Genomic DNA, 13,787 nt, shown 5'->3' on the forward strand with positions numbered 1-13,787 from the left:
CAGCGCTGTCCGGCTTCGCTGCCAGGCGGACGACACGCCGATTGGCGGGAGCCAGTCGTCGTTCTGATGGCCAACGCAAGCCCAGCGGCAGCGCGTCGACCGATCACTTTTTTACTGAACCATGCCTGCGCGAGATCGTCATCTAAAGTGACTGCTTGCGCGGGACTCTTTAAAACGTCACGGAGATACACACTATGAGCACTGAGGGTGCTTTGAGTCGAAGCCGTCTGCTACCGAGCCTGCTCGGCATTCTGCTTCTATTGATGGGCCTGGCCCTGTTGGCCGGGGGAATCAAGCTGAGCACGCTCGGCGGCTCGCTGTATTACCTGCTTGCCGGTATCGGCCTGGCGCTCACCGGCGTCCTGCTGATCCTGGCCCGCCGTGCGGCGTTGGGGCTGTACGCGCTGGTGCTGTTCGCCAGTACCGTTTGGGCCCTGTGGGAAGTGGGCCTGGACTGGTGGCAACTGGTGCCGCGCCTGGCGATGCTGTTTGCCCTGGGCATCGTCTTGCTGCTGCCATGGTTCCGCCGCCCGTTGCTGACTGCCGATGCGTCGCCGATGGGCACCCGCGCATTGGGCGCTGCGGTGATCATCGCGGGTATCGCCGCGCTCGCCAGCCAGTTCACCAACCCGGGTGAAATCAAGGGCCAACTGGACCGCGACAGCGTGCCAGGCATGGCCAACACCGCACCGGCGATGCCGGACGGGGACTGGAACTCCTACGGCCGCAGCGCCCACGGCGACCGTTATTCGCCGCTGGCGCAGATCACCCCGCAGAACGTCGGCCAGTTGAAGGAAGCCTGGACGTTCCGCACCGGTGACCTGCCAGGGCCGAACGACCCGGGCGAGACTACCGCTGAAAACACCCCGCTCAAGGCCAACGGCATGCTCTACGTGTGCACGCCGCACAGCCAGGTGATTGCGCTGGAGCCTGAAACCGGCAAGGAAATCTGGCGTTTCGATCCGAAGCTTTCCACGCAGAATGCGGAAAACTTCAAGGGTTGGGCCCACATGACCTGCCGCGGTGTGAGCTATCACGATGACGCCGTGTACGCCTCGGCCGAGCAGAGCCCGACCGGCGCCGCCAGCACCACGCCGGCCAGCACCGTGTGCCCACGACGGATCTTCCTGCCAACCGCCGACACCCGCCTGATCGCCCTCAACGCCGACACCGGCAAGATGTGCGAAGACTTCGGCGACAAGGGCCAGGTCGACCTGACCGCCAACATCGGTGGTTTCGCCGCCGGCGGTTACTACTCCACCTCGCCGCCGGCGGTCACCCAGAACCTGGTCGTGATCGGCGGCCACGTCACCGATAACGTTTCCACTGACGAGCCAAGCGGTGTAATCCGTGCCTACGACGTGCACACCGGCAAACTGGTGTGGAACTGGGACAGCGGCAACCCGGACGACACCACGCCGATTGCCGAAGGCCAGACTTACACCCGCAACTCGCCAAACATGTGGTCGATGTTCAGCGTCGACGAAAAACTCGGCATGCTCTACCTGCCGATGGGCAACCAGACGCCCGACCAGTTCGGTGGTTTCCGCACGCCCGAGTCGGAAAAATACGCTGCCGGCCTGACCGCGCTGGACATCGCCACCGGCAAGGTGCGCTGGTACTTCCAGTTCACCCACCACGACCTGTGGGACATGGACGTCGGCGGCCAGCCGACCCTGATGGACCTCAAGACTGCTGATGGCGTGAAACCGGCCGTGCTGGCTTCGACCAAGCAGGGCAGCATCTACGTGCTGGACCGCAGCAACGGCCAGCCGATCGTGCCGATCAAGGAGATTCCGGTGCCGCAAGGCGCGGTCGAAGGCGACTTCACTTCACCGACCCAACCGATGTCCGACCTGAACTTCGTGCCGCCGGTCCTTAAGGAACGCGACATGTGGGGCGTGACCCCATTCGACCAGATGTTGTGCCGGATCGACTTCAAGTCGCTGCGCTACGAGGGCATGTTCACACCGCCGTCGTTGCAGGGCTCGATCGTCTATCCAGGCAACTTCGGTGTATTCGACTGGGGCGGTATCTCGGTCGATCCGGTGCGCCAGATCGCTTTCGTCAACCCGAGCTACATGGCGTTCAAGTCGAAACTGGTGCCGGCGGCGGAAGTCGCGGGTGGTCCGGGTCGCAAGAGCGAAACCGAAGGCGTGCAGCCGAACAAGGGCGCGCCGTACGGCGTAATCCTCGAGGCGCTGCTTTCGCCAATGGGCCTGCCTTGCCAGGCGCCGGCCTGGGGTTATGTGGCGGCCGTCGACCTGACCAACAACAAGACCCTGTGGAAGCACAAGAACGGCACCGTGCGCGACAGCTCGCCGGTTCCGATCCCGCTGAGCATGGGCGTTCCGAGCCTGGGCGGCACGTTCACCACCGCCAGTGGCCTGGCGTTCCTGAGCGGCACGCTGGACCAGTACCTGCGCGCCTATGACGTGAAGAACGGCAAGCAGCTGTGGGAAGGCCGCCTGCCCGCCGGCGCCCAGACCACGCCGATGACCTACACCGGCAAGGACGGCAAGCAATACGTGCTGGTCGTAGCCGGCGGCCATGGCTCGCTGGGGACCAAGCAGGGTGATTATGTGATCGCCTACAAGCTGCCGGATTAAGCAGAACCGCGCCCAAAAAAAAGGCGACACCCTTGCGGGTGTCGCCTTTTTTGTATCGGAGTCTGAACACAAGCCGCTTTTGTGGCGAGGGAGCTTGCTCCCGCTGGATGCGTCAGCATCCCCTGCGGTGTGATGGCTGACAAAGCAAGGGGGGCTGCTTCGCAACCCAGCGGGAGCAAGCTCCCTCGCCACGGGGTTTTATGTACGAGGTTTCAGAGTTCGATCTTGACCGCCTGCGAAGCCCGGGTTGCCTTGGCGCGGGCGGCTTCGATGGATTCGTCGCGGGCCAGGGCTACGCCCAGGCGGCGTTGGCCGTTGACTTCCGGCTTGCCGAACAGGCGCAGGGCGGTGTCCGGTTCGCTCAGGGCGGCGCCGAGGTTGGCGAAGGCGGTCTGCGTCGACTGCCCTTCCACCAGAATCACCGCCGAAGCCGATGGGCCGAACTGGCGGATCAGCGGAATTGGCAGACCCAGAATGGCGCGGGCGTGCAGGGCGAATTGCGACAGGTCCTGGGAGATCAGCGTCACCAGGCCGGTGTCGTGCGGGCGCGGCGAGACTTCGCTGAACCACACCTGGTCACCCTTGATGAACAGTTCGACGCCAAACAGTCCACGACCACCCAAGGCCTCGGTCACTGCCTTGGCGACGCGCTCGGATTCGGCCAGGGCCACCGGGCTCATGGCCTGTGGCTGCCAGGATTCCTGATAGTCGCCCTTTTCCTGACGGTGACCGACCGGTGCGCAGAACGTGGTGCCGCCGACGTGGCGCACGGTAAGCAGAGTGATTTCGTAGTCGAAGTCGATGAAGCCTTCGATGATCACCCGGCCCTTGCCGGCGCGGCCACCTTCCTGGGCGTAGTCCCAGGCTTTCTGCACGTCATCGGCACTGCGCAGCAGGCTCTGGCCCTTGCCCGAGGAACTCATCACCGGCTTGACCACGCATGGGAAACCCAGGGTCTCGACGGCCTTGCGGTAGTCTTCCACGGTGTCGGCGAAGAAGTACGGCGAGGTCGGCAGGCCGAGTTCTTCGGCGGCCAGGCGGCGGATGCCTTCGCGGTTCATGGTCAGTTGCGCGGCGCGGGCGGTAGGGATCACGGTGAAGCCTTCGGCTTCCAGTTCCACCAGGGTCGCGGTGGCGATGGCTTCGATTTCCGGCACGATGTAGTGCGGCTTCTCGGCCTCGATCACTGCGCGCAGGGCCGCGCCGTCGAGCATGTTGATCACGTGGCTGCGGTGGGCCACTTGCATGGCCGGCGCGTTGGCGTAGCGATCCACGGCAATCACTTCAACGCCCAGGCGCTGCAGTTCGATTACCACTTCCTTGCCCAGCTCACCGCTGCCACACAACAAAACGCGGGTCGCGGTGGGCGACAATGGGGTTCCGATACGGGTCATCTGAAGGTCCTCAAACAGGAGCGGATCATCGGGGCGCGCGCCGGGCGAGCTTCCCATGGGGAGAAAGCGCGGCATTTTACATGAACCGCGTCAGCCGGCGACGGCCTGTTTGCGCAGACGCCAGGCCATGATCAGCCAGACGGCCGTGACCCCGGCGAATTTCGACAGCAGGGCGGTGATGACCACGCCTGGCGTGAGGGCGTCGATCAGGCCGAAAAAGATGAAGGTATCCAGCGGAATACTCAGGGCCGAGCTGATCCACAATCGGTCGTGCAACGGGCGCTTGGTGACGCTGAACACCAGCCAGTCGATGCATTCGGACACTGCGAATGCCGTGGCGCTGGCCAGGGCGATGGTCGGATCGGAGGTGACATAGGACAGCACCAGCGCCACCAGCATCGCCGCGATGGCGCCATGACCGAAGCGGGTCTGCACCATGTCGCGCAGGACGAACACCAGGCCACCCCAGGCCGACCAGATGATGTCCAGGTGCGGCGCGGCGGAGAACGCGAAGTTGATCAGCACGACGCTGCCGATGTAGGCGATCAGGAAAAGCATGGGGCGGGGTACCTGGTGGGTTGGATGTCGGGGTAACGACTCCGTGGCGAGGGAGCTTGCTCCCGCTGGGCTGCGAAGCAGCCCCCAAAGCAGTCACCTCGATTTATCTGATCCACCGAGTTGTCAGGTTTTGGGTCTGCTGCGCAGCCCAGCGGGAGCAAGCTCCCTCGCCACAGAGGTTGTGTTCAGTCAATGGGTAAAGGTTACTTCAGCGCCGCCAGACCCTCAATCTTCCTCATTGTCATCAAGCTTCCAATACCCCACCGCCTTGATGAAATCCTGGTCCAGCCCTTTCTCCTCCAGCAACACTTTGCGAATCTGCCGCGACACTTTGCTCTCGGTCGCGACCCAGGCGTACAGCTTGCCACCGGGCATTTCCAACTGCTGGACGGTGCGAAGCAGGCTGTCGCGGTGGCCTTCGCGCAGTACCCAGATCACTTGCACCTGGGCCGGGCTGTGAAGGATCTGCTGTTCGGCGCCGTTTTCCACTTCCACCACCACCAGTGCCCGCCGGTTGGGTGCCAGGCCTTCGAGACGTCGGGCGATGGCGGGCAGGGCGGTTTCGTCGCCGATCAGCAAGTAGCTGTCGAAAATATCCGGCACGATCATCGAGCCCCGTGGCCCGGCGATGTTCAGGTACTGCCCAGGCGCCGCCTGGGCCGCCCAGGTTGAAGCAGGGCCGTCGCCGTGGAGGACGAAATCGATCTCCAGCTCCAGGGCGTCCAGGTCGTAGCGGCGCGGGGTGTAGTCGCGCATCTCGGGCATCGGGCCCTGGGCCTTGCCGGCGCCGGGGTTGAAGTTTTCCAGGGCGGCGTGTTCCTCGGCGTTCTGCGGGAACAGCAACTTCACGTGATCGTCCGTGCCGAGGCTGACGAACCCCGCCAGTTCCGGTCCGCCGACGGTGATGCGGCGCATGCGTGGTGTCAGGTCTTGCACCCGCAGCACTTGCAGGCGGCGGCGTTTGATTTCGTGGCTGACGCGGTGGATGGTGTCTGGATCGACTTCAGTCATGCTTTTACTCCGAAACGGTTGGACGGCGAGGGCCGTCGACAATGGCTTTGGCGGTGTCGTTGAGCAGGTCGCGTACCCGCAGGATCTCTTCCGGGCTCCAGCGACCATGGTGCATCTGCAAGGCATGGCGCAGGTTGTGGACCGCCTCGTGGATTTCCGGCGGCCGATCCTGGCCGCGCAGCGAACGCTTGCTGACTTCGATGCGCATCCGTACGCCATCCAGCGCCACGGCCTGATCTTCAAGGGATAGACGTCCGGCATCGGTGACGCTGTAGCGTTTTTTTCCGCCATCGGCATCGCCGCTGATCATTTCGCTTTCTTCGAGGAAGGTCAGGGTCGGATAGATCACGCCGGGACTGGGGCTGTAGGCGCCGTCGAACATGCTTTCGATCCGGCGGATCAGGTCATAGCCGTGGCAGGGTTGTTCGGCAATCAGCGCCAACAACAGCAGTTTCAGGTCGCCCGCGGCGAAAACACGCGGCCCGCGACCGCCGCGCTCACGGCTTGCCGCACGTTTGTCGAAGCCGTCGTGGGCGGCGTGTTCGCGGTGAGGGTGGGAATGCGGGTCTCTCATCGGTCTGTCCTCAGAAATTCTTAAGATAGAACTTAAGATATATCTTTATACGATGCACGCATGTTTTTTATAAATCCGACGAGCAGCCGGATTCGCCCGACGGCGCAGCGTTGAGCGCGATGGGTTATCAGAAGCTGAAATGGCGGTTGCTCAGCGGCTCGTCACCAATGGCTGACATTGGGTGTGGCTGCCCGGTTGCAAATAGGCCGAGAGAAAAGGCGCCATGCCCTTGAGCACCTGTACCGGCAAGGCCGAGGTGAACTTGAAGTTCTGTGCCGAGGCGCCCGGGACGAAGGCGGTCAGGGTGCCGAAATGGCTGTCGCCGATGTAGAACACGAACGTGGCGGTGCGGTTGATCGATTTGGAACTGATCACCCGTCCGCCTGAGCCAACGGCTTCGATGCGGTTGTCGCCGGTGCCGGTCTTGCCGCCCATGGCCAGCGGCGTGCCGTCGGCCAGTTTGAAACTGCCCGCGACACGTTTCGCGGTGCCGGCGTCCACCACTTGCGACAGGGCGCCGCGCAAGGCCCGGGCCACTTCCACCGGCATCACCCGCTTGCCGTTGTCCGGATCGCTGACCAGCCGCGTTTCGTAAGGCGTGTCGACGGCAAATTGCAGGCTGTCGACACGCAGCGCCGGTTGGCGGATGCCGTCGTTGAGAATGGTCCCTACCAGTTCCGCGAGGGCGGCGGGGCGGTCGCCGGAGCTGCCGATCGCAGTGGCAAGCGACGGCACCAGGTGGTCGAACGGATAACCGACTTGCTGCCAGCGCTGATGGATATCCAGGAAGGCTTCGACCTCCAGCATGGTGCGGATGCGGCTGTCGCGGGCACTCTTGTGCCGGCTCTTGAACAGCCAGCTGTAGACCTCCTGGCGCTCGAACTGGCTGGCCTTGACGATCTGGCTGAACTTGGCGTCGGGGTTGTTGAGCAGGTAGCCCACCAACCACAGGTCCAGTGGATGGACCTTGGCGATGAAGCCTTGATCCGGCAGGTCATATGCGCCGGGGCCGTAGCTTTGGTAGAGCCGCTGCAGACGCTCGTCGGTGAGCTTTTCGGCGCTCTTGGCGTTTTTCAGATGGGCGCGTACGAAGCGGTTGAAACTCTCCTGGCTGTCGTTGGGAAAGAAATAGCGGTGCACGGCGGCGAGGCGGATCGCGGTGGGACGCATGCCGTCGAGGAAGGTTTCGAGGCGCTGGGCGGTGTCCTTTTTCTGGTATTTCTTCCAGAACCTGAGCAGGAACGAGGTGCCTTCGCGATCGGCGAACTGGGCCAGGTATTCCTGGCGGCGCGGGTCCTTGTCATCCTTGAGCAGTTCGGAGCTGTTGTTGGGACCGGCATAGGTGGCGTAGCGCACCAGGTCGCGCATCAGGCGAATGAACGGCAGGTTGATCGATTCGCGCAGGGCGTCGCGCAGGGTCGGCAGGCGACCGTCGTCTTCCCTGCGAAAGTTGTGAAAGGTGTGCAGTCCGCCACCGGTGAAAAATGCCTCGCCGGGGCTGGCGGAGTAGGTGCGGTCGAGTGCCGCTTCGAGCATTTTCGGCAGGCTGCGGTCGGTGTTTTCAATCAGGTAGTCCACCGCCCAGCGCGAGAGGCGGTCCTGGTCGGCGATCTCGGTTTTCTTCAGTTGCGCCGGGGTCTGCTGGGCGTAGCGCTCGTGCAATTCGGCGATGATCTGCAGGTAGGTGGTCAGCACCCGCAATTTGGCGGTGGAGCCCAGTTCCAGCTTGCTGCCCTCGTTGATGTCGAAGGGCTGGTCGGTGCTGTCGGTCTGTACCCGCACACGCGAACCGTCCGGCGTCAGTTCCAGCAGGGTAAAGCTGTAGCGCACCTGCGTGGTGCTGGTGGGGGTCAGCAGGCGCTCTCCCATCAGGCCGATCTCGGCGGCGAACGCCGGGTCGGCCAATCGCTTGAGGTACTCGGTGGCCTGGGCCTGCAATTCGCTTTGCAAGGTGCTGGTGGCCGACAGGTCGAGGCGATCAAGGTCGTACAGCGGACGATTGAGCAGCGTGGCGAGACGACTGCGGGCGGCGCTGATGCCCTTGTTGGTTTCGTTGGGCTGGATCGTCGGCTGCTGCACCCAGTCGCGATAACTGACTTTGCTCGCCAGGGCGGCTTCGGCCAGGGCCGCATCGATCACGCCGTTCTGCGCCAGCAGCCGGATGTGGCTGTCAGTCAGGCGAGCGAGTTCATCGTGGCCCTTCGATAGGTAATGGGAAGGCCGCCGCTGGGCGATCATCAGCGAGAGCATTTCCCGCAGGGCCAGGCCTTTCTGCGCCAGGCTCTCGGGGTCGGTGGCGGTGCTGAACAGGCGCTCGTTGGCCTTGTTGAAATCGGCGCCGTACCAGACCCTCAGTCCTTCCGCCATGCCATGGACTTCGCCATGACCTGGAACCGCGGAAAGCGGCACGCTGTTGAGGTAATCGCGGATGACCCGCTGGCGGGCCTCGAGGGTTTGCGGGCCGGCCTGGTAGGCGCGCACGCTGGCGGAAATCATCTGGCGGATCTTCTCCGCCCCCGACACGGTCAGGCCCTCGGGGGAGTGCCGGTACTTCTCCAACTGCGTCGCCAATGTGCTGCCGCCCGCCGACTGGCCGGGCAAGCTCAGCAACTTGGCCACTTGCGACCAGGCCGCCATGCCGAAACGCGGCCAGTCCACCGCCGGGTTAGCCAGCGGCTGCTTGGGATCGAGCAGGAAGCGGTTCTCGATAAACAGCAGGCTCTGCACCACGAGCGGCGGGATGGCGTCGAAACTGGCGTACAGCTGTTGCGGGTATTTGAACTGATACACCGGCGCGGCGCGGCAATCGGTGATGGTCAGTCCCGCCTGGATCTTTTCCGCGTAGGGCACGAACAGGCCTTTATCGACATAGTCCATCAGCTCTGGGGAGAAACGGGCCTGGGCCTGGATCACATAGTCGCGCTTGATCAGTCGTGGCAGGAACTCCCCCAGCGAGCTGTAGCCCAATCGCCGGTCGAACGGACCTGCGCCAGGGTAGACGATGGCGTCGCTGGGCCCCGGTTGCACCGAATAGGTCAAGGACGCGGCGTACTGGCTGATCTCCCGGGCCTGGAACCGGGACGTGCGCATCTCCTTGGCCACGGCAAGGCCGACCACCACGACGATAATCAGCAACAACAACCAGAACGCCCGCCAGCCATGCCGTGCGCGGCGTTTTTTCGGGGGTAAAGGCGCTTCTTCCATACGTTCAGTCGGGACCACAGGTTTATTCGAATCGGTTTGCCACAAAGCGCCCATAGTCGACTGATCCATTCACGCAGATTGATCGGACTTGCTTGAAGCTTAGACGGTGGTTGGCGTGGGGGGAGGGAAATTGTGGCGGTCAGCTCAAGGCAACTGAGTGGCGAGGCTTGTGTGGCGAGGGAGCTTGCTCCCGCTGGGTTGCGCAGCAGCCGCAAGCTTTCAAAAGCTGAAAGCGAGGGCGGCTTCGCCCCCCAGCGGGAGCAAGCTCCCTCGCCACAAAGGCGGTTAGAGCCATATCGCATCCCAGAGAGGGTAATCACCAACGCGTGTTACCAAGCCGGCGCGAAGAGGGTTGGCAATGATGTAGCGGGCGCAAGGCAACAAGTCCTGGTTATCGCGGATTGCCCTGTCATGAAATCCGTTTTGCCAGAAAGCGCCCTGCCTGCCCATGACTCGATTGATAGCGAGGGTGCTGCGGGATTTCACTGCCTGCATCACGTTGGGCAGTTGGGCTTGTTCCAATTGCAGCAGCCAATGCAGATGATCCGGCATCACGACCCAGGCGAGAGAATTGACCTGACATTGCTCATGCGCCAAACGCATTTCCGCAACCAGCAACCGGCCTAACTGCAAGTCGTTGAAGAGATGTGCGCGTCGGTGGACTACCGTAGTGACGAGGTAACCTCGCCCCGGATCCGAAGAGCGTCCGTGGCGAAGACGATGAGAGTTTGGACGTTGAGGATGCATTCCGTGCTTCCTTTGACTGGAATAACTATTACGGTAGCTTCGCTCGTTCCGACCCGACGCGTTGATGACTGAGCGACTTTTCCGAAAACAACGTAGTCCCGTGGCGAGGGAGCTTGCTCCCGCTCGGTTGCGCAGCAGCCGCAAGCTTTCAAAAGCTGAGAAGCGAGGGCGGCTTCGCCACCCAGCGGGAGCAAGCTCCCTCGCCACGAGGCGTAGGCTGAAAGTATTGTGCTAGAGCCATCGCCTGCGCCAACTCATGACCCTGCACCATCACTGTGCAATACTTGCGGCGTTCCCTGAACCGCTGTAACCGCAGATAATGCCTCTCCTTAAAGACGGTTTTTACTGCGGCATATCCCTGAATTTTCCGGGTTTTACAGTGAAACTCTCTGTTCTCTGCTTTTTATACTGCACGACCCGCTGATCTTGAGGACTTGTCCTACAGGACGGTCTGCCCACGAGGTAGGCCCGGTTTCGGCAAGGTTGCAGGCTTATCCGCCTGTGGCCTTGGAGACTTGGTGGTCAATCCAATAACAAGACGAGGTTGTATCCCTATGCCAGTCGGCAATCCTCTGCCCCATGGCGAGACCGCTCAGGGTGGTCCGCTCAAACGTGAGCTCGGCGAGCGGCATATCCGCTTGATGGCGCTCGGCGCCTGCATCGGTGTCGGGCTGTTCCTCGGTTCGGCCAAGGCCATCGAAATGGCCGGCCCGGCGATCATGCTGTCCTACATCATTGGTGGCCTGGCGATCCTGGTGATCATGCGCGCCCTCGGCGAGATGGCCGTACATAACCCGGTGGCCGGTTCGTTCAGCCGTTATGCCCAGGATTACCTCGGCCCGCTGGCAGGCTTCCTGACCGGTTGGAACTACTGGTTCCTCTGGCTGGTGACCTGTGTGGCGGAGATCACCGCGGTGGCGGTGTACATGGGCATCTGGTTCCCCGATGTGCCCCGGTGGATCTGGGCGTTGGCCGCACTGGTCAGCATGGGCTCGATCAACCTGATCGCGGTCAAGGCCTTCGGTGAGTTCGAGTTCTGGTTCGCCCTGATCAAGATCGTGACGATCATCGCCATGGTCATCGGCGGCGTCGGCATCATCGCCTTCGGGTTCGGCAACGATGGTGTGGCCCTGGGCATTTCCAACCTGTGGACCCACGGCGGCTTCATGCCCAACGGCGTGTCCGGCGTGTTGATGTCTCTGCAAATGGTGATGTTCGCCTACCTGGGCGTCGAGATGATCGGCCTGACCGCCGGTGAAGCGCGCAACCCGCAGAAAACCATCCCCAACGCCATCGGTTCGGTGTTCTGGCGGATCCTGCTGTTCTACGTCGGTGCGTTGTTCGTGATCCTGTCGATCTACCCGTGGAACGAAATCGGCACCCAGGGCAGCCCGTTCGTGATGACCTTCGAGCGCCTGGGCATCAAGACCGCCGCCGGCATCATCAACTTCGTGGTCATCACCGCCGCCTTGTCGTCCTGCAACGGCGGGATCTTCAGCACCGGTCGCATGCTCTACAGCCTGGCGCAGAACGGCCAGGCCCCGGCCGGTTTCGCCAAGACCTCGAGCAACGGCGTGCCGCGCCGAGCGTTGCTGTTATCGATCGCCGCGCTGCTGCTAGGCGTGCTGCTCAATTACCTGGTACCGGAGAAAGTCTTCGTCTGGGTCACTTCCATCGCCACCTTCGGCGCGATCTGGACCTGGGTGATGATCCTGCTGGCCCAGCTGAAATTCCGCAGAGGCCTGAGCGCGTCCGAGCGTGCGGCGTTGAAGTACCGCATGTGGTTATACCCGGTCAGCTCGTACCTGGCGCTGGCATTCCTGGTGCTGGTGGTGGGCCTGATGGCGTACTTCCCCGACACGCGTGTGGCGCTGTATATCGGCCCGGCGTTCCTGGTGTTGCTGACGGTGTTGTTCTACACGTTCAAGTTGCAGCCGAAGGAACAGGTACAGGGTTCGATGCGTTCCGCATCGTAAGCCCGGCACTGTCGAAGAAAGCCCCGGCCGAATGACCGTAATGCGCTTCACCTGAGAAAAATGATGTACCTGTGGCGAGGGAGCTTGCTCCCGCTCGGCTGCGAAGCAGTCGTAAACCGGCAAGTGCGGTGTGTCTGATGCTCCGCATGTGGCAGGTTTTGGGGCCGCTTCGCGGCCCAGCGGGAGCAAGCTCCCTCGCCACGGGTTCGTCGACTGCCTTGAGGAAACCTGACCCCCGCCTCGCGGCAACTGCCGAAGCGTTTTCCTGAACTGTCTCGCTCCTGTTATTTCTAACGCAAGACCGCGTGTTTAAGGCGTTGGACGTCATGTCCGGCGGCACTGACCGTTGGAGGGAGCATGAAAGCGATATGGAATGGTTTTTTCAGCTATTCGCTCGTCGGATTGGCCAACACGCTGATCCACTGGCAGGTGTTCTTTGTGCTGCGCGTGGCGTTCGACTTCGATCAGTCGACGAGTAACTTCATCGCTTTTTGCCTCGCCGCGACATTCTCCTTTTATGCCAATGCGCTTTATACCTTCGAGGCCAAGCTCTCGGTGCCAGGTTATATGCTGTTCCTGTGTGTCATGGGCGCCCTTAGTTTCATCGTCGGGCATCTTGGGGATCGCTGGCAGTTGCATGGCCTGCTGACCGTCGCGGCGTTCTCGCTGTTAAGCCTGGTGTTCGGTTTTCTGTTTTCCCGGTTTGTCGTGTTTCGCGGACCTCGTCCATGAAGATTTCGCTGATCGTTCCGGTGTACAACGAAGAGCAGGCCATCGGCCTGTTCTACCAAAGTGTCCGCGAGCATCCGCAGCTCCAGGACCATAGCGTCGAGATTGTTTTCATCAACGATGGCAGCAGCGACCAGACTGCCGCACTGGCCCGTGACATAGCGTTGGCGGACAGCCAGGTTGTGTTGATCGACTTCTCGCGTAATTTTGGCAAGGAGCCGGCCTTGTTTGCCGGGATCGAACACGCCAGCGGTGATGTGGTGATCCCGATGGACGTGGACCTGCAAGATCCCATCGACGTCATTCCCCGGATGATCGAGCAATGGCACAAAGGCGCCGAAGTGGTGCTGGCCAAGCGTCGCAATCGTTCATCCGACAGTTACCTGAAGCGGCGCGGGGCGGCGTTGTTCTACCGCCTGCTCAATCGGATTGCCTACCCGCACATTGAACAGAACGTGGGCGACTTTCGCCTGATGGACCGCAAGGTCGTTGAGGTCATCAAGACCCTTCCCGAATATCAGTTGTTCATGAAAGGCGTTCTGTCGTGGGCCGGTTTCAACACCGTCATCATCGAATACGACCGCGCCGGCCGCGCCGCTGGCAACAGCAAGTTCAACGGCTGGAAGTTGTGGAACCTGGCACTCGAAGGCATCACTTCGTTCAGCACCGTGCCTTTACGGTTGTGGACTTACGTCGGCAGTTGCATTTCGCTGGTTTCGTTGCTGTATGCCGCTTACCTGATTGTGGACAAGTGGATCTTCGGAAACGATCTGCCCGGTTATCCATCGCTGATGACCGCGATCCTGTTCCTGGGGGGCGTGCAACTGATCGGGATTGGCGTGTTGGGTGAATACATCGGGCGCATTTACCTGGAGACGAAACATCGGCCTCGGTATGTCATCAAGGAAATGATCCAGGGCGGACGACCCAAGATGCGAGATGAACCGTGAGCCAGTCCCTGTGGACCAGGGTAATGACGCCACGG

At 62.1% G+C, this 13,787-nt stretch carries 10 protein-coding genes; 4 read left to right on the forward strand and 6 right to left on the reverse strand.

Annotated elements, in window-relative coordinates:
- Positions 1-194 precede the first annotated feature (194 nt).
- The gene (locus tag M1E16_RS05150) at positions 195-2,609 is read left to right on the forward strand and encodes a glucose/quinate/shikimate family membrane-bound PQQ-dependent dehydrogenase (RefSeq protein ID WP_458129347.1); all 2,415 of its coding nucleotides are present in this window, start codon (positions 195-197) and stop codon (positions 2,607-2,609) included.
- Between the two features lie 212 nt (positions 2,610-2,821).
- Here the strand turns inward: M1E16_RS05150 and purT are convergent, their stop codons facing one another.
- The 6 genes from purT to M1E16_RS05180 all read right to left on the reverse strand — a co-directional run bounded on the left by purT (position 2,822) and on the right by M1E16_RS05180 (position 10,097).
- Positions 2,822-4,003, reverse strand: a complete 1,182-nt coding sequence (purT, locus tag M1E16_RS05155; RefSeq protein ID WP_230151134.1) for a formate-dependent phosphoribosylglycinamide formyltransferase — start codon at positions 4,001-4,003, stop codon at positions 2,822-2,824.
- 90 nt (positions 4,004-4,093) lie between these two features.
- Entirely contained in the window at positions 4,094-4,561 is a 468-nt protein-coding gene (locus tag M1E16_RS05160; protein ID WP_434569679.1) for a VUT family protein, read from the reverse strand.
- Between the two features lie 225 nt (positions 4,562-4,786).
- Complete coding sequence (locus M1E16_RS05165; RefSeq protein WP_434653569.1) at positions 4,787-5,572, reverse strand: siderophore-interacting protein; 786 nt, start codon at positions 5,570-5,572, stop codon at positions 4,787-4,789.
- A 4-nt stretch (positions 5,573-5,576) separates the two neighbouring features.
- A complete protein-coding gene (locus tag M1E16_RS05170; protein WP_305496513.1) occupies positions 5,577-6,146 on the reverse strand; it encodes a PadR family transcriptional regulator in 570 nt (189 codons plus the stop codon).
- A gap of 150 nt (positions 6,147-6,296) precedes the next feature.
- On the reverse strand, positions 6,297-9,404 hold the full coding sequence (locus M1E16_RS05175; protein ID WP_458129348.1) for a transglycosylase domain-containing protein: 3,108 nt from the start codon (positions 9,402-9,404) through the stop codon (positions 6,297-6,299).
- Positions 9,405-9,635: 231 nt separating this feature from the next.
- Positions 9,636-10,097: an REP-associated tyrosine transposase gene (locus M1E16_RS05180; protein ID WP_458129349.1), complete on the reverse strand. Its 462-nt coding sequence runs from the start codon at positions 10,095-10,097 to the stop codon at positions 9,636-9,638.
- Between the two features lie 554 nt (positions 10,098-10,651).
- Between M1E16_RS05180 and M1E16_RS05185 the strand changes: the two genes are divergently transcribed.
- The 3 genes from M1E16_RS05185 (at position 10,652) to M1E16_RS05195 (ending at position 13,752) form a co-directional block, all read left to right on the forward strand.
- Positions 10,652-12,073 carry an amino acid permease gene (locus tag M1E16_RS05185; protein ID WP_434653565.1) on the forward strand — a complete coding sequence of 474 codons (1,422 nt, stop codon included), beginning with the start codon at positions 10,652-10,654 and terminating at the stop codon, positions 12,071-12,073.
- A gap of 357 nt (positions 12,074-12,430) precedes the next feature.
- Positions 12,431-12,805 (forward strand): GtrA family protein, encoded by a 375-nt coding sequence (locus M1E16_RS05190; protein ID WP_434653564.1) that lies wholly within the window; start codon positions 12,431-12,433, stop codon positions 12,803-12,805.
- Positions 12,802-13,752: a glycosyltransferase family 2 protein gene (locus M1E16_RS05195; RefSeq protein WP_458129350.1), complete on the forward strand. Its 951-nt coding sequence runs from the start codon at positions 12,802-12,804 to the stop codon at positions 13,750-13,752. Before M1E16_RS05190 ends, M1E16_RS05195 begins: the two co-directional genes overlap by 4 nt.
- Positions 13,753-13,787 lie beyond the last annotated feature (35 nt).

It is taken from the genome of Pseudomonas sp. Z2-11, from assembly GCF_054161305.1.